Source organism: Mycobacterium pseudoshottsii JCM 15466, from assembly GCF_003584745.1.
Taxonomy (GTDB): domain Bacteria; phylum Actinomycetota; class Actinomycetes; order Mycobacteriales; family Mycobacteriaceae; genus Mycobacterium; species Mycobacterium marinum.
In genome coordinates this window covers 400070-421909 of the sequence record NZ_AP018410.1, presented here as the reverse complement: position 1 = coordinate 421909, position 21840 = coordinate 400070, and the positions used below count along the sequence as shown (strand labels likewise).

The 21840-nt window shown below is 65.2% G+C and carries 17 protein-coding genes and 2 pseudogenes; 5 read left to right on the top strand and 14 right to left on the bottom strand.

The window, feature by feature from the left end; genetic code table 11:
• Position 1 precedes the first annotated feature (1 nt).
• From MPSD_RS02010 to MPSD_RS02000, 3 genes are read right to left on the bottom strand one after another with little or no spacing between them, the layout of a single operon-like run.
• A complete protein-coding gene (locus tag MPSD_RS02010; RefSeq protein ID WP_012392294.1) occupies positions 2–1183 on the bottom strand; it encodes an LLM class flavin-dependent oxidoreductase in 1182 nt (393 codons plus the stop codon).
• A 14-nt stretch (positions 1184–1197) separates the two neighbouring features.
• Positions 1198–2559, bottom strand: coding sequence for an aromatic ring-hydroxylating oxygenase subunit alpha (locus MPSD_RS02005; RefSeq protein ID WP_086084894.1), 1362 nt, complete (start codon positions 2557–2559; stop codon positions 1198–1200).
• A 34-nt stretch (positions 2560–2593) separates the two neighbouring features.
• The gene (locus tag MPSD_RS02000; protein WP_020785171.1) at positions 2594–3469 is read right to left on the bottom strand and encodes an SDR family NAD(P)-dependent oxidoreductase; all 876 of its coding nucleotides are present in this window, start codon (positions 3467–3469) and stop codon (positions 2594–2596) included.
• Positions 3470–3605: 136 nt separating this feature from the next.
• Between MPSD_RS02000 and MPSD_RS01995 the strand changes: the two genes are divergently transcribed.
• The 4 genes and pseudogenes from MPSD_RS01995 (at position 3606) to MPSD_RS01980 (ending at position 8430) form a co-directional block, all read left to right on the top strand.
• A complete protein-coding gene (locus MPSD_RS01995) occupies positions 3606–5228 on the top strand; it encodes an SMP-30/gluconolactonase/LRE family protein (RefSeq protein ID WP_036425956.1) in 1623 nt (540 codons plus the stop codon).
• A gap of 12 nt (positions 5229–5240) precedes the next feature.
• A pseudogene (locus tag MPSD_RS01990) lies at positions 5241–6020 on the top strand (GntR family transcriptional regulator).
• A gap of 9 nt (positions 6021–6029) precedes the next feature.
• Positions 6030–7640, top strand: coding sequence for an AMP-binding protein (locus MPSD_RS01985; protein WP_086084890.1), 1611 nt, complete (start codon positions 6030–6032; stop codon positions 7638–7640).
• A gap of 1 nt (position 7641) precedes the next feature.
• Positions 7642–8430 carry an SDR family NAD(P)-dependent oxidoreductase gene (locus MPSD_RS01980; protein WP_020785178.1) on the top strand — a complete coding sequence of 263 codons (789 nt, stop codon included), beginning with the start codon at positions 7642–7644 and terminating at the stop codon, positions 8428–8430.
• Here the strand turns inward: MPSD_RS01980 and MPSD_RS01975 are convergent.
• The 9 genes and pseudogenes from MPSD_RS01975 to clpC1 form a co-directional block, all read right to left on the bottom strand.
• Positions 8412–8873 (bottom strand): SRPBCC family protein, encoded by a 462-nt coding sequence (locus MPSD_RS01975; RefSeq protein WP_020785179.1) that lies wholly within the window; start codon positions 8871–8873, stop codon positions 8412–8414. The two genes, MPSD_RS01980 and MPSD_RS01975, sit on opposite strands and share 19 nt — an antisense overlap.
• A gap of 34 nt (positions 8874–8907) precedes the next feature.
• Complete coding sequence (locus MPSD_RS01970) at positions 8908–9777, bottom strand: rhomboid family intramembrane serine protease (protein ID WP_036426999.1); 870 nt, start codon at positions 9775–9777, stop codon at positions 8908–8910.
• Between the two features lie 123 nt (positions 9778–9900).
• Positions 9901–11097 carry a PE family protein gene (locus MPSD_RS30090; protein WP_264000883.1) on the bottom strand — a complete coding sequence of 399 codons (1197 nt, stop codon included), beginning with the start codon at positions 11095–11097 and terminating at the stop codon, positions 9901–9903.
• 73 nt (positions 11098–11170) lie between these two features.
• On the bottom strand, positions 11171–12373 hold the full coding sequence (locus tag MPSD_RS01960) for an ISAs1-like element IS2404/ISMul1 family transposase (RefSeq protein ID WP_420811855.1): 1203 nt from the start codon (positions 12371–12373) through the stop codon (positions 11171–11173).
• Positions 12374–12643: 270 nt separating this feature from the next.
• A complete protein-coding gene (locus tag MPSD_RS01950; protein WP_012396617.1) occupies positions 12644–13177 on the bottom strand; it encodes a histidine phosphatase family protein in 534 nt (177 codons plus the stop codon).
• A 7-nt stretch (positions 13178–13184) separates the two neighbouring features.
• Positions 13185–13952, bottom strand: coding sequence for a CbtA family protein (locus MPSD_RS01945; RefSeq protein ID WP_020785181.1), 768 nt, complete (start codon positions 13950–13952; stop codon positions 13185–13187).
• A 14-nt stretch (positions 13953–13966) separates the two neighbouring features.
• The gene (locus MPSD_RS01940; protein WP_015357449.1) at positions 13967–14176 is read right to left on the bottom strand and encodes a CbtB domain-containing protein; all 210 of its coding nucleotides are present in this window, start codon (positions 14174–14176) and stop codon (positions 13967–13969) included.
• A 179-nt stretch (positions 14177–14355) separates the two neighbouring features.
• Positions 14356–15282: pseudogene (locus MPSD_RS01935) on the bottom strand (PE family protein); the annotation flags it as partial.
• Between the two features lie 202 nt (positions 15283–15484).
• Entirely contained in the window at positions 15485–18031 is a 2547-nt protein-coding gene (clpC1, locus tag MPSD_RS01930; protein WP_012396621.1) for an ATP-dependent protease ATP-binding subunit ClpC, read from the bottom strand.
• Between the two features lie 358 nt (positions 18032–18389).
• On the opposite strand from clpC1, the gene MPSD_RS01920 reads away from it, so the two are divergent.
• Positions 18390–19592: an ISAs1-like element IS2404/ISMul1 family transposase gene (locus tag MPSD_RS01920; RefSeq protein WP_420811854.1), complete on the top strand. Its 1203-nt coding sequence runs from the start codon at positions 18390–18392 to the stop codon at positions 19590–19592.
• A gap of 192 nt (positions 19593–19784) precedes the next feature.
• Here MPSD_RS01920 and lsr2 read toward each other — a convergent pair whose 3' ends face one another.
• Together lsr2 and lysS are read right to left on the bottom strand one after the other, a co-directional pair.
• Positions 19785–20126 (bottom strand): histone-like nucleoid-structuring protein Lsr2, encoded by a 342-nt coding sequence (lsr2, locus tag MPSD_RS01915; RefSeq protein WP_011741818.1) that lies wholly within the window; start codon positions 20124–20126, stop codon positions 19785–19787.
• Between the two features lie 114 nt (positions 20127–20240).
• Positions 20241–21737: a lysine--tRNA ligase gene (lysS, locus tag MPSD_RS01910; RefSeq protein WP_086085754.1), complete on the bottom strand. Its 1497-nt coding sequence runs from the start codon at positions 21735–21737 to the stop codon at positions 20241–20243.
• Positions 21738–21840: the final 103 nt, after the last annotated feature.

The window sequence follows — 21840 nt, the reverse complement described above, 5'->3', positions numbered from 1 at the left end:
GTCACGCCAGGGCGTTGGCCGGCAGCGCCGCGGGGTGTAGCGGTGCGTCCATCCGGTGCACCGCGGGTAGCACCTCTTGGGCGAACAGGCGAGTGCTGGCCATCGCCTGCTCGTAGGGCATGGTGCCGAATTGCACAACGATGGTCAGCTCGCAGAACGAGCACGCCGCCTGGGCAGCGGTGATTCGGTGGTAGATCTCCTCCGGCGTCCCGATGAGCAGGTTCGATGCGTGATAACCGGGGGTTTTAGGGGGACCGCCCTTGGCGTCGCCGGTCACCGACGAGGCCAGCACCGCAGTCGCACTGGCCTCACGTGCGGCATAGGCCTCATAGCCCTTGACCCCCTTGAAGTTCGAGGCGTCGGCGAATCCATAGTGCACGGTGACATCGCGATTGGCCGTCCAGATCCACTCCTCGGATTCGGCGGCCTGCTCGGCGCTGGCCGTGCAGTACATGAACATGACATTCTTCGGCTGGCACGGCGGCAGGCCTTCCTCCTGGCGGAAGGTGTTCACTTGCTGCACCTCTCGCCCGGCATCCTCGATCGGCTTGTTGCCCACGAACAGCGGGACCATGCCGCGGCGGGCGAGGATCTCCAGGGATTCCGCGGTCGACGATGAGCTGTAGATCCGCGCGAAGAGGTCGGAGCTGAAGGGTTCGGGGCGAAGGGACATTTCTGGAACGGTGAAGATTTCGCCCTCATAGGCGAACCGCTTTCCACTGAAGGCCAGGGCGAGGATGTCCAGGGTTTCGTTGAACCGCTGCCGGCTTTCTTCACGCGGTACGCCGACCGCGGCGAACTCCCCCTTGGACACCCCGCGCCCGATGCCAAGCGTCGTGTATCTCCCGTTGGAGATGATGTCCAGGTAGGCCATCTGGTGAGCCAGCCGGATGGGATGCCACCAGGGCGCCACGGCCACGAACGTGCCGAGATTGACCCGCTCGGTTCTTCCGGCGAAGTAGCTCAGTGCCTGAATCGGGTTGGGCGTCATGCCATACGGTGTGCCGCAGTGCTCTGGCAACCAGATGCCGTCGAAGCCCAGTGGTTCGGCCAGGTCTCCGAGCGCGAGCGTGGCCTGGACGCATTCCCAGTCCGCAGTGCTGGGCGGGCGATCGTAGTCCTCGGCGAGCACCCGCTCCCAGTCCAGTGAATTGTGGGCGCCAAGTCCGATGTTGACCTTCATTGATCCGATCCCCTTCAGAGTTCTCGTGGTGCGCCGGTGCCCATGTATTCGGCAAGGTTGCGATGCAAGTTGGCGGTGCTGCGCTCCATGTACGGGTTTGGCTTGGGGCCGCCGAAGCCCCCCGACTTCATGCCCTGCTGGACCGCGGCCATGTTGGAGAAATCCTGCGGCAGCACGCTGCGCCAACCCGGGTCATCCGGCGGCGTGTAGACCCACTCCGTTTGCGGCTCTTCACCTTTGGGATACAGCTCGTAGCAGGACGCTTCGAAGACACATTGGTCGGGGTCGTATCCGTGTGGCCGGGCGCTGTAGCACAGGGCGGTGGTGAGGCCTTGACCGATCTGGAAGTTGGGAAAGATCTGCCAGGCGGTGCCGCTTTGGGCCAGGTGTTCGGGATCGATGGTCGGCCAGAGCACGCCGCGGGCGGCGTCGTCACGCCGTGCCGACGTCAGCCAGTGATCGAGTACCTGACCCGCGGGTGCGTCTTCGGGCAACTCCTCGACCAGACGCAGCGCGGCGTCCACCAACGTTCTGGTGGTGGACGCGTTGGTCTCCTCGAGCGTGTAGCGCTGCATTTCGGCGGTGGATACCCGCGGATCGGCTCCGGTTCCGAGCCGGATCTTGGACTTGGTCTGCGCCAGGTCCTTCGGCGCGTCGTAGCCGATGTTGCTGTGGCGGCCGTGGGCGGCCGCCCAGCCGCGGAAGTTGCCGAACTTGTTGAACTGCGGATGGGTGGTTGCGACGTGGTAGGTCTCGTTGAACGCCTCCATCGCCACCTTCCAGTTGCATTGGAAGGTCAGCCACTTTCGCCACTTGCAGCGCATGTCCTGCAACCGGAACGGGTCGAGCATGGTGGCCGCGGGCTCCAGGTACTGGCGCAATGGCTGCGCGGCCGGATCCATATTGATCCAGATCCAGCCGCCCCAGGTGTCGACGTTGACCGCGGCCAGGTGGGTGTTCTCCGGGGTCAGCGCGCCTTGCCAGTCCGGCTTCTCGGGGATGTGGATGCAGTTGCCGTCCTGGTCGTAGGTCCAGCCGTGGAACCCGCAGACGAACGACTTTTTGTGGCCGCAAACGTTTTTAGCTCCCGGGGGGATGTCGACGAGCCGACGGCCTCGGTGCATGCAGACGTTGTGATGGGCCTTGAAGGTGTCGGCTGCGCTGCGTACCACCACGATCGAGTCGTCGAGAATGTCGTAGGTGAGGTAGCTGCCAACCTTGGGAAGATCTTCCACTCTGCCGACTTGCTGCCGTACCTTGCGCCACAGCTTGTCACGCTCGGCTCGGGCGTAGTCCGCGCAGGTGTACGCGTCGACCCCGAAGGTGACCGCACCGGTCAACGTCGCCTCGACATCGTCGTGGCGGGCCGCGTCCATCGGTTCTGCCCTCCCGTCGTTGTGATCGGTCACCTCAGGCCTCGTCCCAGCGTTTGATCGCGGCCCGAAACGACTCGTCCTTGAGGAACAACGAGGTGTTGTCGGCACCCAGATGTCCCCATTTGAGGTTCAGGCCGCCGTCGACCAGCAGCGTCTGGCCGGTGATGTAGCTGGACAGGTCGGAGAGCAGGAACAGGATCACCCCGGCCACCTCGTCCGGACGTCCCCGCCGCCCCATCGCAATAGCGCGGCGATCACGTTCGGGGTCGACGTCGGTATAGGTGTGCGACGCCGGCGTCTCGGTCACCCCGGGTGCCACCGCGTTGACCCGGATCGGGGATCCCGCCGCGGTCTCGTCGCAGGCGAGTTCGAGGGCCATGGTGCGGGTCGCCGCCACGATCGCGGCTTTGGCTGTGCCATAACCGATGTGAAAGGGAGCGGCGTTCATCCCGCTGATGGAGGACAGCGAAACAATGGAACCCGGCCGCTGGCGACTCTTCAGTTCCGCGGCGATCGCCTGGCTCATGAAGAACATCGCCTCCAGATTCCTGGCGAACAGCTCATGCCAGGCGCTGCGCCGGACCCGGGTGCTCGGCATCCAGGTCGACGGGTCGGCGCCGCCGGCGACGTTGACCAGACCGTGCAAGTCGCCGTCGGCACGGCGCACGGCCTCGAGCGTGGCCTCGATTCCCTCATCGGTGCAAACGTCCGCGGCCACCGGCAACACCGCCAGTCCCTCGGCCACCAGCGGACCGACATGGCGGTCCAGATTGTCCTGGCCACGGCTCACCGCGACAACCGTCGCTCCCGCCCGAGCAACCATGCGCGTCACCGCCGTGCCGATACCGCCAGCCGCGGCACCGGCGACCACGACGACGCGCCCGGAGAGGCTCAGCAGATCAACAGTCATTGACCTGGCCGCTATTTGTCCGGACAAGATAATGGCGTGCACTCATTAGAGAGTATGATTCTCTCGTTTTGGCGGCCTCGTCAAGGGCAATGTTCGGCATGGCCGCGGCTATTGTCTGGACCAGATTCCGATTGCTATGGTCCGAGCAGTGATACCCGTAACCCGACGGTTGCAGCACGCGGGCCGCTACCCGGTCACGCGGGCACCCAACGTTGCCGAAGGCTGGACCCTGACCCGGCTCACCGCGCCCAGCCGGCCGTTCGGCGCCAATGGGTTGCGCACCGGTCCGGATGGCAGGGTCTACATCGCGCAGGTGACCGGCAGCCAGATCAGCGCGCTGGACCTGAGCACCGGACGGCTGGACACCGTCTGCCCCAAGGGGGGTGCGATCATCGCGCCCGACGACCTGGCCTTCGACCAGGACGGCAATCTCTACGCCACCGAGGTGATGGACGGCCGGGTGAGCGTGCGCGCGCCCGATGGCCACACCCGGGTGCTTCGAGACGACATTCCGTCAGCCAACGGCATCACCTTTCACCAGGGCCGGTTGTTCGTCGGTGAATGCCGCGACGGCGGGCGACTGCTGGAGCTGGACCTCAACGGCGGGGCACCCCGAGTGCTGGCGCGCAACCTGCCCTCGCCCAACGCCATGGAGGTCGGCCCGGACGGCTTGTTGTACTTCCCGGTGATGGGCGCCAACGAGATCTGGCGCATCGATCCCGACGGCGGTGTCCCGCAGTGTGTGGCCGGCGATCTCGGAGTTCCCGACGCGGTGAAGTTCGACCCCCATGGCCACCTCGTCTCGACCCAGGTGCACAGCGGTGAGGTGCTGCGGATCAATCCCCGCACCGGAGATCGCACCGTGCTCGCGGCACTGCACCCGGGTCTGGACAACCTGACCTTCGTCGGCGAGCGGCTGTTCGTTTCGAGTTTCACCGGCGAGATCACCGAGATCCTCGGTACCGGAGAAACGCGGACCACGCTGCCGGGCGGGTTGACCTGGCCGCTGGGGCTGGCCGTCGACGCGGATGGCGACCTCTACATCGCCGACGGCACCTACTTTTACGTTCTGCTCGCCGACGGCACCCTGCGTGTCGGCGGAATGCTCTTCTCGGCGGGGTACCCGGGGTTTCTGCGCGGAGTGGCCGCGCTGGGATCCGGCGAATTCGCGGTGACCACGTCCAACGGCGAGGTTGCGCGCTACCGTCCCTGGGCGTCCGAAAGCGAGGTGTTGGCCACGGGTTTGGACCAGCTCTACGGGGTGGCCGTGGCGGGTTCGGGCGCCCTGTTCGTGGCCGAGCGGGGCGCCGGACGGGTGCTGTCGGTCCGGCCGGACGGGGTCGAGGTGATGGCATCGGGCCTCAGCGATCCGGTTGGCGTGGCCGTCACGGCCGACGGGAGGTGCGTGGTGACCGAGGCCGACGCCGGCCGGGTGCGCACGCTCGGCGATACCGGCACCTTGTTGGACGGATTGCAGTGTCCGCAGGGCGTGGCCATTTGCGACCGGCAGGTCTACGTCATCGACTCCGGAGCAAAGCAACTCGTCGCAGTCGATCTCGGCTCGCGCACCCGCCACACCATCGCGTGGGATCTACCGGTGGGAGCACCCGCCGGCGTCACCCCCAAGCCGCTGCGCGGAATGCCGCCGTTCTCCGGCCCGCAGGGACCGTTCGCCGCAATCACGCCCGGGCCGGACGCAACCCTCTACATCTCCGCCGACGCGGATGGCAGCGTACTGGCATTGCGCCGGGAATCCTGAAGGCCGCCAAAGTTGTCCGAGCCAAAGATCCTCGATCACCGCTATCTTCAGGTGGCGCGGACGCTACGCAAAGAGATCGTGGACGGTATCTATCCGGTGGGCTCGCAGTTGCCGACCGAACACGAGCTGTGTGATCGGTTTGCCGTGAGCCGGTACACCATTCGGGAGGCGCTGCGCCGGCTGCGGGAAGACAACCTGGTTTCCTCGCGCCCGCGCACCGGGACGCTGGTGGTACCGCGACCGTCGTCGGATTCGTAAGTGCAGCATGTGATGTCGATCAACGATCTGCTGGCCTTCGCCACCGGCACCAGATTCGTGATCGAATCCATCGCCATGGCCACCATCGCCGATGAGGTGAGCGCACAGACCGGGCTGGCCAGCGGCGAGCAGTGGCTGAGCGTCTGCGGGTTTCGGCGGGCCGAGAACGCCGAGCCGGCCGAACCCGCACTTTGCCGCACCCAGTACTACATCAACCGCGCATTCGCGGCGGTCGGCAGGTTGCTACACCGCCACGACGGGCCGATCTTTCCGTTGATCTAGGACCTATTCGGATTGGGCATCGTTGAGGTCCAACAGGAAATCGCGGCCGTGTCAATCTCACCGGCGCTGGCCCACGGCCTCCAGGTCGAACCGGGATCTGCGGCCTTGCAGATCCGACGCGCCTATGTGACATCCGACGAGCAGGTGGCCCAGGTCACGCTCAACACCCATCCGGCGTCCCGGTTCCGTCACTCGATGACGATGCGTCGACTCCGCGGTGAAACCGGATCCTCCGGTGTGACAGACCAATAGCGCCGGCCGATGGGAGGGCCGAAAGTTCCACAACGCAGGCTCATCGATGGGCGCTGGGTTCGCTGGGATGCCGATCGCGCCGCAGGCGCCTACGCGCACCGCTGGTGGGTCCGGCGCACGCTCGCCGATGCGCTGCGCGAGGCCGCGCAGAGCACCCCGCAGCGGGTGGCGCTGGTCGATGCCGATCAGCAACTGGACTGCCAGGAACTGCACCGCCAGGCCATGGCCCTGGCGCAGCACCTGCGCTCCCGCATGCCGGCGGGCAGCGTGGTCAGCTTCATGCTGCCGAACTGGCACGAAGCCGCGGTGATCTATCTGGCCAGCACGCTGGCCGCAATGGTGGCCAACCCCGTCCTGCCCTCGCTGCGCGAGCACGAACTGCGGTTCATTCTCGAAGATGCGGGCAGCCGGATGATCTTTGCCCCGGCAGATTTTCGCGGTCACGACTACACCTCGATGCTGCGGCGGGTGGCCGCACAGTTGCCGTCGCGCCCGGAGGTGATCGAGGTGCGGGGGCAGTGCCCCGATGGCGTTTCGACCTTCCAATCCCTACTCGTCGGCCGGGAGGCCGCTGCGCCCTTGCCCACGGCGGATCCCGATGCGGTACGGATGATCTTGTACACCTCGGGGACGACGGGACGCCCGAAAGGCGTCCTACACAACCACAACTCGATCCACGCACTGATCTGTCAGATCCGGGATCACTGGATGGTGGAGCCCGGTGACGGGTTCCTGGTCGCTTCGCCGATCGCGCACATCGGCGGCTCGATCTACGCCTTCGAATGCCCACTTCTGCTCGGCACTACCGCCGTGCTGCTGGACCGATGGGACGCGGACCGCGCGGTGCAACTCATGACATCGAAGCGGTGTACCCACATGGCCGGAGCGACACCGTTCCTCGAGCAGCTGCTTGCCGCCGCACAGCGGGCGGGCACCAGATTGCCCGACCTGAAATTCTTCGTCTGCGGCGGCGCATCGGTGTCGCCGTCGTTGATTCGTTGCGCGACAGACTATTTCGACAAGGCCGTTGTCACCCGCGTGTACGGTTCCACCGAGGTTCCGGCGACGACGATCGGCGCACCCGACAGCAGTGCGCACGCCGCAGCCACCGATGGCCGGGTCGGTGCCGCCGACGTCAAGCTGGTTGCCGGTGAAATTCGGGTGCGCGGGCCACAGATGCTGGTCGGCTACCGGCACCCCGAGGACGAAGCCGGATCTTTCGACGCGCAAGGCTATTTCCGCACCGGAGACCTCGGACATTGGGTCGACGACGAGTATCTGGTGGTGACCGGACGAGCCAAGGACATCATCATCCGCAACGGCGAGAACATCTCCCCCAAAGAGATCGAAGACATCCTGATCACCCACCCCGGAATCGCCGACGTCGCGATTGTCGGCCTGCCCGATGACCGCACCGGCGAGCGAGCCTGCGCCGTCATCGTTGCCGCGGCTGACCCCCCGCCCGGCCTCCCAGGCGTGCGCGCGTTTCTCGAAGGCGCTGGCGTTGCGCGGTTCAAGATCCCCGAGCAAGTGGTTATCTGGGACCACCTGCCGAAGAACGACGCAGGCAAGATTGTGAAACACCGGATCAAAGCAGCGCTCATGAAGGCAGAGCAGTGACATGCAGGTAGCAATCATCACGGGGGCAACGGGCGGAATCGGATTCGGTTGCGCAGCAAAACTCGCCGAAATGGGTATGGCGGTGCTGGGCACGGGCCGCGACGAGCGCAGGCTTGCCGAGCTGACCCAGCTGCCCGGCGGCCCCGACCGGATAGCCACCCACCCGGTCGATCTCACCGATGATGACGCACCCGGCCAGCTCACCCGCGCCGCCCTGGACCGGTGGGGACGCATCGACTTCCTGATCAACGCCGCCGGGGTGGGCAGCCCCAAACCGGTGCACGAAACCGACGACGAATCCTTGGACTACGTCCTGAGTTTGATGCTGCGCGCACCGTTCCGCCTGACCCGTGAGGTGCTGCCACATCTGCGGCCCGGATCGGCGATCATCAACATCACGTCGACGTTTGCCGTGGTAGGAGGTCTTCGTGGCGGAGCATATTCGGCCGCCAAGGGCGGGCTCACCGCGCTGACCACCCACATCGCCTGCCAATACGGGGCACAGGGAATACGGTGCAACGCGGTGGCCCCCGGCGTGATCCAGACGGCGATGACCCAGCATCGCCTGGCCGATGAGCGATTCCGGCGGATCAACGTTGAAATGACACCGCATCAGCGGCTGGGCACCGTCGACGACGTGGCAAACACGTTGGCATTCCTGTGTTCTGAGGGCGGCGCCTTCATCAACGGGCAGACCATTGTGGTCGACGGTGGGTGGAGCTCCACCAAATACCTTTCCGACTTCGCGCTGACCGCGCAGTGGAGCCCCGCTCAGGACGACTCGAAATAGCTGCGGATCCCGGCCAGCATCGCCGCGTGCGCCTGCACCGCCGCGCGGGTGGTGTAGGAGGCCAGCGGACGGGGCGCGGCCATCGCTATCCGCTCGGTGAGCCTGGTACCAGCGGCGACCGGCGCAAAGGTCACCGTCGCGCGCAGCCGCACGCGTGGGAACTGATCGGCCTCGGTGTGCACCGCACCGTGCACCGGGACGTGCAGCCGGGCCCGGTAGCGCACCTCGAGATTCAACGGTCCCATCGGAATGCGATCTATCACGCGGTAGCTCTGCCGGTAGCCATCCCGGGTTTCGGTTCGGGACAGCGCTTGCACCGCGACGATCAGCGGGTGCACCAGCTTGAGGTTGTCCAGGTCCACATAGAAGTCGCGCACCCGCTCCGGTGGCGCGGGCACATCTTGTGACAGCGCCCGCTCAGCGTGGGCGATCCACCACGTCATGGCGACCAACCTAACCCGGCCCCGCCGCCGGGCGTCAGCCCAAGTTGAGGTGCCCACCGAACATCGCGAGCAACTCGCTGGTGCGCCACCAGATCAGCACCACGAACGCAACCGCAACGGTCAGGGTCACCGCACCTTGGATGAAATTACGGCGTTCTCGAGGCGCGTAGACGTAGGCCGCGGCAACCAGGGCGCCGGTAATCAGCCCGCCGACGTGCCCTTGCCAGCTGATCAGCTGGGAACCAACCGCGGGCGCGACAAACGTGATCGCGAGGTTGATCGCGATCAGGGCGACCACCCAGCGGATGTCGAGATTGAGCCGTTTTGCCACGACAAAGGTGGCACCGAACAGGCCGAATATCGCTCCCGATGCGCCGGCGGTCGCCGTGTTCAGCGGCGCAATCAGGTAAACCAGCACCGAGCCCCCCAGCGCGCTCAGCGCGTAGAGGCCGCCAAACCGCAACCTGCCCAGCCACATCTCCAGCGGCGGGCCCACGATATATAACGCCCACATGTTGAACACCAGGTGCAACGTGCCGTAGTGCATGAATGCCGAGGTAACCAGCCGGTATAGCTGGCCGTCGGCGACCGCCGGTGGCCACAGGGCCAGATCTGGCCCCAGTCCGGCAACGACCAACTGCAGAACGAAAACCAGCACGCTCACCGCGATCAGCGAGAACGTCACCACCGGGGTGACCGAACGCTGTCGGCCGCCGAATTGAGTACGGGGCTGGCGCACCGTGCGGGCGTCCGCGCGCACGCACTCGACGCACTGATGGCCGACGGCGCCCGAACGCATGCAGTCACCACAGATGTACCGATCGCAACGGGTGCAGCGGACATAGGTCGGCCGCCCGGGGTGCCGGTAGCAGGCGGGCGACTCCGGCGGGCTGGGGCCACTCATCGCACCATTGTCGCGTGCGCCGCCCGGCTTGGTATCAATGCGGTCGCCCCGCGCCGCCGCCGAGTAGACCAACGCGCAGGTCGGGGCCGTTGTTACGGCTGCGGGCCCCGGCTCGCGGGGCGATCAGCTGGGTCCGGCAGCGCCGGGGACTCCGGCCAGGGTGCCGCCCTGACCGCCGGTGCCCCCGGCGCCGCCGAAGATGCCGGGTCCGCCGTCGCCGCCGTTTCCGAGCAACCGCGCATTGCCACCGTTGCCGCCGCTGGCCGACTGGCCGATGCTGGTTCCCGCTGCGCCGCCGTCCCCGCCATTGCCGATGATGGCACCGGTGCCGCCGTCACCCCCGTTGCCACCATGGTTTCCGGCGCCCACCGCCGCGCCGCCGGTGCCGCCCGCACCGCCCTGCCCGAACAGGCCGATGGCGTCACCGCCCTTGCCCCCGGCGGCCGCGAGCACCCCCCAGCCACCGACGCCGCCGTCGCCGCCGTTACCGAACAGCGCCGCGTTGCCGCCTTGACCACCGGCGCCACCGGTGGCGCCGCCCAGCCCGCCAACCCCGCCGGCCCCGGCGAAGCCCAGCAGCGCGGCGTTTCCGCCGGCACCCCCGTTGCCCCCGGTGCCGGTGGTGTTCTGGCCGACCCCGCCGGCGCCACCGATGCCCCCGTTGCCGAACAACCCCATCGCGTTGCCGCCCGCACCGCCTGTCCCACCGGTCGTGGTGGTGCCGACGCCCCCGCCGCCGCCGGACCCGCCATTGCCCCACAGCCAACCGCCGGTACCGCCCATCCCGCCCGATGTGCCGGCGAAGTCCGCACCGCCCGCGCCGCCGGAGCCACCGTTGCCGATCAGCCCCGCCGCACCGCCGTTACCCCCGGCCTGCGCCAGCCCACCGGATCCCCCGTTGCCGCCATTGCCGTACAGCAGACCGCCCGCGCCGCCGTCTGCGCCGGTGTTCGGCGATCCGTTGGCGCCGTCACCGATCAGCGGACGGCCCAACACGGCCTGGGTCGGCGCGTTTACCGCGGCGAGCACGTTTTGCCCCAGGTTCTGTACCGCCTGAAGCGGGGACGCGTTGGCCGCCTCGGCCGCGGCGTAGGAGCTGGCACCGGCGTTGAGCATCTGGACAAACTGATCGTGGAACACCAGAGCTTGGGCACTGAGTGCCTGATACGCCCGGGCGTGGGCATCGAGGAGACCCGCGATCAACGCCGATACCTCGTCCGCGCCGGCCGCCATCACGGCCATGGTGAGGCCGGCCGCCGCCGAGTTCGCGGCGCTGAGTACCGACTGCACCCCGGCTAGATCCGTTGCCGCGGCCGCCACCAACTCCGGCGTCGCGAATAGTTACGACATCTGCCCACCTCCACCGTCTGGGACAGGGCTCCGGCGTTGTTGATTAGCAGGCTTGTGAGCTGGGGAATTGTGGATTGAGGAGGTCTAGGCGGCGGTTGGCGGTCAAAGCGGTGATCCGGCAGGCTTCGGCGATGTTGTCGGCGCCGTTGAGGCGGTGCAGATTGATCGCGGTGTTGCGTAGCGTTGCTAGGACCTGTGCGCCGTTTCCGGTATGTGCCCTTTGACGGTCTTCGTCGAAGGTGACGTCGCGTATCCAGTGCAGGCTGTTCTCGATTCCCCAGTGTTGACGCATCCAGGTCATGATCGCGGTAGGGCGGGCGTGCTCGAACGGCAGGCTGCAAATGGCATAGACCACCTCCACGCTGCGCTGGTCGGTGGCGGTGATCAAGCGTTCACGAGTGATCCGGATGATTTGTTTTGCGTAGGGGAAGCCGATTCCTCGTGCAGCGGTGATGATTTGCAGGGTGCGGGTCTCGACACGGCCGTGGCCGCGGGAGTCGTCGGTAGCGGCTGCGGGCACCTCGGCCCAGGGCAGCGCGGTGATACGCGCAAGTATTTTGGCTTGGTTGGACTTGACGATCATCAGGTAGTGCGACTTCAAGGTGGCGCAGATCAACTTCGCGGTGACAACCTGGGTATGCATCGCATCCACGGTGACCAGCCACCGCAAGCTACCCGGCAGCAGCGTGAGCAGGGCACGTACGCAGGGAATTTCATTGCTTTTCTCGGCGACAGCGAGTTGACCGAGCACCAATCGGGCACGGTGGGCGAACACCGACACGAGATGCGTGGCTGTCGCTTTGGCGCGTAAAGCACCACGCAGCATCTTGCCGTCCAACGCGATCGGCACCAATCCACTGGGGTCGCTGCTAGCCACGTGTGCAGTGAAGTAACTGCCCATCCTGGCGTTGAGGTCGGCGGGGTCTAGCCGAGACAAAACAGCGCGGAAGGTCTTCTCACTGGGCCGCCGGAACCGGACCCCTAATTGGGCCAACACATCATCGGGAGCGGTGGCCGCCCATGTGGCAAAACCAGCATAGCCGCGCATCCCCGCGGCAGTGGCCAGAACCGCGATCGCCAACAAAGCCACCAGCGAATACCTCCGACCGCGTGGGCCCCTCGGGTCTGGCACCGAGGCCAACACATCGAGAAACTCCGATCCGATGAACTCGCTGCGCTCACCAGGACTCCAGCGGTCGAACACCTCTGGAACCGACGACACACGCAATACTGAAACGGTAGGCACGGGCAACTCCAGACCAACGACGAACAGTAACCAACTCGATCGTTCTCCAGATAGCCCGTGCCTACACTCCGGCCCCAATAGCGCGGCACCAAAGATCATCAACCCAGCTCACAAGCCTGCTAATCAACAACGCCGGAGCCCTGGCTTTCCAACCAACCTTGGATGGTCGCGACGCACGAAATCCGGCCGCGCAACCGCAGCCACAGCTCCGAACCGATTGTTGGAGTGGCCAATTGCGCAGGGCGGGTAGATCGGGGACTTTCCAACCCGCTAAAGGCGCAGTGTCCAGCGCCGATCGCGGTAATGCAGCGCTATCCGACTTAACGGTGCAACATCGATGCGCCAGAACGACTTCGGGCAGCCGTCGAGGGCAACTAGAATTGCTGCCCTGATTACGGCGGGATGGGTCACCGCGACCGTATTTCCTTGTAACGACGCCAACCATCCGGCGACCCGATCAATCAACTCGAGAATCGACTCACCGCCGTGCGGCGCTTGCCCGGGATCACTCAGCCACGCTGTAAGGTCAGCGGGCGCAATGTCGGCCAGCCTCGAACCGCGCCAATGCCCACAATCCAGATCGGCCAGCCGCGGCTCGGTGACCGCTCGCAGTCCCAGCAGCTCCGCGCTTTGACAGCAACGCCGCTCGGGCCCGGCGTATTGCCGCGAGTCGCGGTTGCTCTCCAATGGCGCCGCCCATCGGCGACCAGTGTGGTTGAGCGGCTCGTCGTCGGGAAAGCGGCCGACGGCCATCGCGTCGGTCATCCCATGCGACACCAGGATCAACCGCGTGACATCGGTCATCGAACAGTCACGCCGCGGCGCTTTGCACCCGTCCGCTATCGGCCCGCTCGTCCAGCCCTCGCCCTACCAGCACCGAGAAGACCAGTCCGATGGATGCCCACAACACCAGTTGGGTTCCCAGCGAGACCAACCTGAACTCGTAGAGGACATCGGCGGGAAAGCCCTGGGGTATCTCGGCAACAGTCGGCAGGATCGCCATGACCACCGTGACCGCAACCAGGTACGCACCGGCCGCAAGCAACCCGGCATTGAACATGTCCATCCGCATCGAGAGCCACCGCACCAGATAGACGGCCACGATTGACAACATCACCGACGCCACCACCATGACCAGGTACCACAGGGTGCGTGCACCGATGGTGTCCGCTTGACCGACCGCCGGCGGGTTAGGCGGATACTTCACGAACGGGACCAGATACACCACGGTGAAGGCCAGCGCCGCTAGCCGAATCGAAAGCACCCGCGGTGCGGGGCTTGCCGACGGGTTTCCCACGCGTCCGTACACCAGACAAAACACAACGGCGAAAAGGGCTCCCACCGCGAGGCCGAAAATCAGGACTCCGAAACCCAATCCAGCGTTGGCCTGCACGCCGCGGCTGAACAATTCCGCACCGTGCTCGTGCACCCCGTGAGCGTGCGCAGCTTCGGTGCGGGCGTCTTCGAATTCGACAGCCCGGCCGATGATGGGTTCGCCGAACAGCCGGGCGAACACGAACGCCAACACGGCACCCACCGCGCCCGCCAGCAGACCTCGTGCGATCAGCCGCCGCTCCACGTTAGCCGCCCGGCTCAGTGGCACGGGAAGCCGAGCAAATGCCTGGCGTCGTGGAATAACTCATGAACGTGGGTATCGCCGCCCACCAGCGATACCGCCCCTTGATCGATGCCGACGAAATAGATCGCCAACAGCGCCAGGACAGCCGTGGCGGCCAGCCACAGCGCTGCGCTTGCCGCCGATAGGTCAACCGAACCGGCCTGGGCGGCCTGAGAGTTCGCCACGGTCAACTCCTTCTGGGGATCTCGCGCCCCACTTGGGTAGCCGATGACGGGCGCCGGGTCTGACTAGACAGTGGCGCGACCGTTCTGGAATTTCACCAGATTCCGTCGCCCATCAACAACAATGAAACAACACCGGCCAGTGTAAACCGGTAGTTCCCAGGGGTCGATCGACAAAATCAGCCCGGCTGGCCGTGCGCCCCGTCCGCGCCTGAACCCCCGGGTTGTCCGTAACTGCCATGGGATCCAGACATGCCCCTGCGCGATCCACTTCCGGGGCCCCCACCGTCGCCCCAATGACCGCCGTCGCCACCACCGCCACCGGTACCGCCCTCGCCGCCAAGCCCGGGGTTACCCGAGTGCCCTAGCAGACCTCCCGCGCCGCCCGCACCACCGTTGCCGCCATCGCCGCCGGCTCCGCCGGTCCCGCCAGTGCCGCCGTCGCCACCGGTATTGCCATTGCCGCCGGCAAATTCCGAGTCTCCGCCGGCACCGCCGGCGCCGCCCAGACCGCCGCTACCGCCGGCCGTGCTGGCGGCCCCGCCGGCCCCGCCAACGCCGCCGTTGCCGTACAGCCAGCCGCCTTGACCGCCGGACCCGCCATTGCCGATCAGGCCCGCGGCCCCGCCGGCACCGCCGCCCACTCCGGAGGTGGCGCTGTTGTAGCCGCTACCGCCGCTGCCGTACAAGAACCCCCCGTCATACCCATCGGGGTGCGATGCGGTTCCCGCGGCACCGTCGCCGATCAGCCCTGGCCCCAGCAGGGCCTGCGTGGGTGCGTTGATCAACCCCAACACGTCCTGCTGCACGGTTTGTAGCGTCGAACTGTTGGCCGACTCCACACCGGCATACCAATTTGCGCCGGCGTTCAAGGCCTGCACGAACTGGTCATGAATGGCCGCCATGTCGGCGCCCAGCACCTGATAAGCCTGGGCGTAGCGGGAGAACAGGGGCGCAACGACCGTCGAGACCTCATCGGCACCGGCGGCAAGCGCTTCGGTGGTCGGAGCCGCCGCCGCGGTGTTGGCCCCGCTGATCGCCGACCCAATCTGCGCCAAGTCCGTTGCTGCGGCCGCGATGATCTCCGGTGTGGCAAAAACTAGCGGCATGGCTCGCCTCCTCGGCACATGACGCAACCCAGCATCGGCCTGATCACTGCCGGATAGATCAATAGAAACGTATCGCCATGTCCCGCCGCGACATGCGGAGCTTCAACGAACTTTCAGGAAATCGGAAGCAGCTCGCAACGTCCGCTTAACATGTGACGGGCCTGCCAGAGGCAAGCCCGTCACATGTTTTCAGAGTGTTCGGTTACTGCTCGGTGGGCCCAGGTCCCCCGGCGCTGTGTGCTCCGGCCTTTGCCAGGTCCGGCTCACTCGGCGGCTTGCGGGTACCGGTGAACGTAAATTTCGCGTCCTCACCGGCGCCCTCGCCGTCCCAGTTGTCGACGTCGACGGTGACGACCTGTCCCGGACCGACCTCCTCAAAGAGGATCTTCTCCGAGAGCTGGTCCTCGATCTCACGCTGAATGGTTCGCCGCAGCGGACGAGCACCCAAGACCGGGTCGAAACCGCGCTTGGCCAGCAGCGACTTTGCCTTGTCGGTCAGCTCGAGCGCCATGTCCTTGCTCTTGAGCTGGTTGGCGACGCGGCCGATCATCAGGTCGACCATCCGGATGATCTCGTCGCGAGTCAGCTGGTGGAAGACGATGATGTCGTCGATGCGGTTGAGGAACTCCGGCCGGAAGTGCTTCTTGAGCTCGTCGTTGACCTTCTGCTTCATCCGCTCGTAGTCGTTCTCGCCGCCAGTCTGGCTGAACCCGAGGCCGACGGGCTTGGAAATATCGGATGTCCCCAGATTCGACGTGAAGATCAGCACGGTGTTCTTGAAGTCGACCGTGCGGCCCTGGCCGTCGGTGAGCCGGCCGTCCTCGAGGACCTGCAACAGACTGTTGTAGATCTCCTGGTGTGCCTTCTCGATCTCATCGAAGAGCACCACGCTGAACGGCTTGCGCCGCACCTTCTCGGTGAGCTGGCCGCCCTCTTCGTAGCCGACATATCCGGGCGGAGCACCGAAGAGCCGGGACGCGGTGAACCGGTCGTGGAACTCGCCCATGTCGATCTGGATGAGCGCGTCGTCGTCACCGAACAAGAAGTTGGCCAGCGCCTTGGACAGCTCGGTCTTACCGACACCGGACGGGCCGGCGAAGATGAACGATCCCGACGGGCGCTTCGGGTCCTTCAGCCCGGCGCGGGTGCGGCGGATCGCCTTGGAGACCGCCTTGACCGCGTCTTCCTGGCCGATGATCCGCTTGTGCAGCTCATCTTCCATCCGCAGCAGGCGGGTGGTTTCCGCCTCGGTGAGCTTGAACACCGGGATGCCAGTCCAGTTGCCCAGCACTTCGGCGATCTGTTCGTCATCGACTTCGGCGACCACGTCGAGATCGCCCGAACGCCATTGCTTTTCACGCTCGGCACGCTGCGCCACCAGTTGCTTCTCCCGGTCGCGCAGGCTCGCCGCCTTCTCGAAGTCCTGGGCGTCGATCGCCGATTCCTTCTCCCGGCGCGCGTCGGCGATCTTCTCGTCGAACTCGCGCAGGTCTGGCGGCGCGGTCATGCGACGGATCCGCATCCGGGCGCCCGCCTCGTCGATCAGGTCGATCGCCTTGTCCGGCAGGAACCGGTCGTTGATGTAGCGGTCGGCCAGCGTCGCGGCGGCCACCATCGCGGAATCGGTGATCGACACGCGGTGGTGCGCCTCGTAGCGGTCCCGCAGGCCCTTGAGGATCTCGATGGTGTGCTCGACCGTCGGCTCCCCCACCTGCACCGGCTGGAAACGGCGCTCCAGCGCGGCGTCCTTCTCGATGTACTTGCGGTACTCGTCGAGGGTGGTGGCACCGATCGTCTGCAGCTCGCCGCGTGCCAGCTTGGGCTTGAGGATGCTTGCGGCATCGATCGCGCCCTCGGCGGCACCCGCCCCGACCAGCGTGTGCAGCTCGTCGATGAACAGGATGATGTCGCCGCGGGTATTGATCTCCTTGAGCACCTTCTTCAGGCGTTCCTCGAAGTCACCACGGTAGCGCGAACCCGCGACCAGCGAGCCGAGGTCCAGCGTGTAGAGCTGCTTGTCCTTCAGCGTCTCGGGCACCTCGCCGTGCACGATGGCCTGCGCCAGGCCCTCGACCACAGCGGTCTTGCCCACGCCGGGCTCGCCGATGAGCACCGGGTTGTTCTTGGTGCGCCGGGAGAGCACCTGCATGACCCGCTCGATTTCCTTCTCGCGGCCGATGACCGGGTCCAGCTTGCCTTCCATGGCAGCCGCGGTCAGGTTGCGGCCGAACTGGTCGAGAACCAGCGACGTGGAGGGAGAGCCGGACTCCCCTCCCCGGCCGCCGGTGCCTGCCTCGGCGGCCTCCTTGCCCTGGTAGCCGCTCAGCAGCTGGATCACCTGCTGGCGCACCCGGGTCAGTTCGGCGCCCAGCTTGACCAGCACCTGGGCGGCCACACCCTCGCCCTCGCGAATCAGGCCGAGCAGGATGTGCTCGGTACCGATGTAGTTGTGGCCGAGCTGCAGCGCCTCGCGCAGGCTGAGTTCGAGCACCTTCTTGGCGCGCGGAGTGAACGGGATGTGCCCGGACGGTGCCTGCTGGCCCTGGCCGATGATCTCTTCGACCTGGCTGCGCACACCTTCCAGCGAGATCCCGAGCGACTCCAGCGACTTGGCCGCAACGCCTTCGCCTTCATGGATTAGCCCCAGCAGAATGTGCTCGGTGCCGATGTAGTTGTGGTTCAGCATCCGGGCCTCTTCTTGCGCCAGGACAACGACCCGGCGGGCACGGTCGGTAAAACGTTCGAACATCGGCGGTTACCTGCTCTCCCTCATCGGTACTTTGGTCGGTCCTGAACCAGTCCAGCTCGGCCCCGCGTACCTGCAGTCCACTGTAATGGTCGGCCTGCCAGGCTTCATAACAACCTTGCAGTGCCGTGCTGTTCCCGGCTGCAACTCCGGTGTGGGGCCCGAATCACCCGAATCAGATACACCCGTGACCCAGACCCGGCGCCCGAGAAGCCGCGCAGGGCTCCGGCGTTGTTGATTAGCAGGCTTGTGAGCTGGGTTGATGATCTTTGGTGCCGCGCTATTGGGGCCGGAGTGTAGGCACGGGCTATCTGGAGAACGATCGAGTTGGTTACTGTTCGTCGTTGGTCTGGAGTTGCCCGTGCCTACCGTTTCAGTATTGCGTGTGTCGTCGGTTCCAGAGGTGTTCGACCGCTGGAGTCCTGGTGAGCGCAGCGAGCTCATCGGATCGGAGTTTCTCGACGTGTTGGCCTCGGTGCCAGACCCGAGGGGCCCACGCGGTCGGAGGTATTCGCTGATGGCTTTGTTGGCGATCGCGGTTCTGGCCACTGCCGCGGGGATGCGCGGCTATGCTGGTTTTGCCACATGGGCGGCCACCGCTCCCGATGATGTGTTGGCCCAATTAGGGGTCCGGTTCCGGCGGCCCAGTGAGAAGACCTTCCGCGCTGTTTTGTCTCGGCTAGACCCCGCCGACCTCAACGCCAGGATGGGCAGTTACTTCACTGCACACGTGGCCAGCAGCGACCCCAGTGGATTGGTGCCGATCGCGTTGGACGGCAAGATGCTGCGTGGTGCTTTACGCGCCAAAGCGACAGCCACGCATCTCGTGTCGGTGTTCGCCCACCGTGCCCGATTGGTGCTCGGTCAACTCGCTGTCGCCGAGAAAAGCAATGAAATTCCCTGCGTACGTGCCCTGCTCACGCTGCTGCCGGGTAGCTTGCGGTGGCTGGTCACCGTGGATGCGATGCATACCCAGGTTGTCACCGCGAAGTTGATCTGCGCCACCTTGAAGTCGCACTACCTGATGATCGTCAAGTCCAACCAAGCCAAAATACTTGCGCGTATCACCGCGCTGCCCTGGGCCGAGGTGCCCGCAGCCGCTACCGACGACTCCCGCGGCCACGGCCGTGTCGAGACCCGCACCCTGCAAATCATCACCGCTGCACGAGGAATCGGCTTCCCCTACGCAAAACAAATCATCCGGATCACTCGTGAACGCTTGATCACCGCCACCGACCAGCGCAGCGTGGAGGTGGTCTATGCCATCTGCAGCCTGCCGTTCGAGCACGCCCGCCCTACCGCGATCATGACCTGGATGCGTCAACACTGGGGAATCGAGAACAGCCTGCACTGGATACGCGACGTCACCTTCGACGAAGACCGTCAAAGGGCACATACCGGAAACGGCGCACAGGTCCTAGCAACGCTACGCAACACCGCGATCAATCTGCACCGCCTCAACGGCGCCGACAACATCGCCGAAGCCTGCCGGATCACCGCTTTGACCGCCAACCGCCGCCTAGACCTCCTCAATCCACAATTCCCCAGCTCACAAGCCTGCTAATCAACAACGCCGGAGCCCTGAGAAGCCGCGCCGGCCTCGTTTTCTTCCTGCTACAACAGAACCGCAACACGTTAACGAGGAAAACCGCCGAAGTGTTTCCCGTGTCGGCCGAAGATCGGTTTCGCCACGAGCGAAAATGACATAGCACCGTCGCCCAGGCTTAGCCTGGGCGACGGTAATAGATCGAGATCGCTATGAACCGGCAGCGTGGAATGCGTCGATGACGTCGGCCGGGATACGGCCACGGGTCGACACATTGTGCCCATTACGGCGTGCCCATTCCCGGATGGCCGCGCTTTGCTCGCGGTCGATAGCGCCGCGGCCACGTCCGGATCCCGAACGCCCACGTCGCCGGCCACCGACGCGCCGACCCGCCGCAACCCATTGCTTCAGATCACCGCGCAGTTTCGCGGCATTCTTGGAAGAAAGGTCAATCTCGTAGGTCACCCCGTCAAGCCCAAATTCAACCGTTTCGTCAGCAGCACCGGCACCGTCGAAATCGTCGACCAAGGTGACGGTAACTTTCTTAGCCATTGGCTTACCCTCGCGTTTCTTCCTATGCGTCGCAATACAGGATGGATAGTCTCCCCGCGCACCAATGTGCCATAAGTAAGCAAAATTCGCAATCCAGACACAACCACCGGCAGTTCAGTTGGAGTGAGGGCGAACAATCGGGAACAAAACTGTCTCCCTAATTGACAGTCCGGTCAAACACATCAACAACCGATCGATGCCCATTCCAGTTCCAGTACACGGGGGCATCCCGTACTCCAGAGCCGTCAGAAAATCTTCGTCAAGTTGCATCGCCTCGTCGTCACCCGCGGCCGCCGCACGGACCTGATCAGCGAATCTGTCCCGCTGGACGACGGGATCGTTTAATTCCGAGTACCCGGTAGCCAGTTCGACTCCGCGCACGTAGAGATCCCACTTCTCGGTTACTCCGGGGATACTGCGGTGCTGACGAGTCAATGGCGTTGTCTCGACTGGGAAATCCTTGACAAATGTGGGCGCCGTCAATTTGTTGCCGACAGCATGTTCCCAGAGTTCCTCGACAAGTTTGCCGTGACCAAAAACACTGTTGTCAATCTCTACGTCAAGTCCGCTTGCGATGTCACGTAAGCGAGCAGCCGTCGTCTCTGGCGTGATCTGTTCCCCCAGTGCCTCCGACAAGGAGGAATACATCTCGATAGTTGCCCATTCTCCGTCGATGTCGTACACGCTGCCGTCAGGCATCGAGAGTTGTCTGGTTCCGATCGCCTCGTCAGCAACTTCTTGAATAAGCTCTCTGGTGATCAAGGCCGAATCGTCATAGGTTCCATAGGTCTGATACGTCTCCAGCATGGAGAATTCCGGGGAATGGGTGGAATCAGACCCTTCGTTTCGGAACACCCGATTTAGTTCAAAGACCCTGTCGAAACCGCCCACGATGCAACGCTTGAGGAACAGTTCCGGCGCGATACGCAGGTAAAGATCGATGTCGAGGGCATTGGAATGGGTGACGAACGGCCGCGCCGCAGCGCCGCCGGCCAAGGTCTGCAACATTGGCGTTTCGACTTCGAGAAACCCGCGCCGCTCCAGCGCATTACGCACCGCACGGATTACCGCAATCCGCTGTCGCGCGACCTCCCGCGCCTGCGGACGCACGATCAAATCGACGTAGCGCTGACGGACCCGCGACTCCTCGCTCATCTCCTTGTGTGCGACCGGCAGCGGCCGCAAGGCCTTGGCAGCCATCCGCCAGGAATCGGCGAGCACCGATAGTTCGCCCCGACGGGAGCTGATCACGGTGCCGTGCACGTAGACGACGTCACCGATGTCGACGTCGGCCTTCCACCTGTCCAGCGATTCGCGGCCCACCTTGTCGAGGCTGATCATCGCCTGCAGCTGGGTGCCGTCGCCGTCCTGCAGTGTCGCAAAACACAGTTTCCCGGTGTTACGCGCGAACACCACTCGACCCGCGACACCGACGATGTCCTCGGTCGCCGAATCTGTCGGTAGGTCGGCATAGGTGGCACGAATCTCGGCCAACGTGTGAGTGCGTTCGATGGCTACCGGATAGGGGTCATACCCCTCTGCCAATAACCGAGCACGCTTGTCCCGACGGATTCGGAACTGCTCGGGAATGTCTGACTCGGCGGAGCTCACGACGTGCCAGCTTAAATGAACTCGCCTGAGCACTCATCGCGCGGGCACCGGGCGCGCGAAACCCGCCCTAAAGATTGCTCCCGGCCGGAATCGGCCGGGACGC

Excerpts from the sequence above, each read along its gene's own strand:
- MPSD_RS01950 (WP_012396617.1), bottom strand. The coding sequence starts at position 13,177 with ATGACCGATGTCACGCGGTTGATCCTGGTGTCGCATGGGATGACCGAC.
- MPSD_RS01980 (WP_020785178.1), top strand. The coding sequence starts at position 7,642 with ATGCAGGTAGCAATCATCACGGGGGCAACGGGCGGAATCGGATTCGGT.
- MPSD_RS01995 (WP_036425956.1), top strand. The coding sequence starts at position 3,606 with ATGGTCCGAGCAGTGATACCCGTAACCCGACGGTTGCAGCACGCGGGC.
- lsr2 (WP_011741818.1), bottom strand. The coding sequence starts at position 20,126 with ATGGCTAAGAAAGTTACCGTCACCTTGGTCGACGATTTCGACGGTGCC.
- MPSD_RS02005 (WP_086084894.1), bottom strand. The coding sequence starts at position 2,559 with ATGGACGCGGCCCGCCACGACGATGTCGAGGCGACGTTGACCGGTGCG.
- MPSD_RS02010 (WP_012392294.1), bottom strand. The coding sequence starts at position 1,183 with ATGAAGGTCAACATCGGACTTGGCGCCCACAATTCACTGGACTGGGAG.
- MPSD_RS01975 (WP_020785179.1), bottom strand. The coding sequence starts at position 8,873 with ATGACGTGGTGGATCGCCCACGCTGAGCGGGCGCTGTCACAAGATGTG.
- clpC1 (WP_012396621.1), bottom strand. The coding sequence starts at position 18,031 with ATGTTCGAACGTTTTACCGACCGTGCCCGCCGGGTCGTTGTCCTGGCG.
- MPSD_RS01970 (WP_036426999.1), bottom strand. The coding sequence starts at position 9,777 with ATGAGTGGCCCCAGCCCGCCGGAGTCGCCCGCCTGCTACCGGCACCCC.
- MPSD_RS01985 (WP_086084890.1), top strand. The coding sequence starts at position 6,030 with ATGGGAGGGCCGAAAGTTCCACAACGCAGGCTCATCGATGGGCGCTGG.
- MPSD_RS02000 (WP_020785171.1), bottom strand. The coding sequence starts at position 3,469 with ATGACTGTTGATCTGCTGAGCCTCTCCGGGCGCGTCGTCGTGGTCGCC.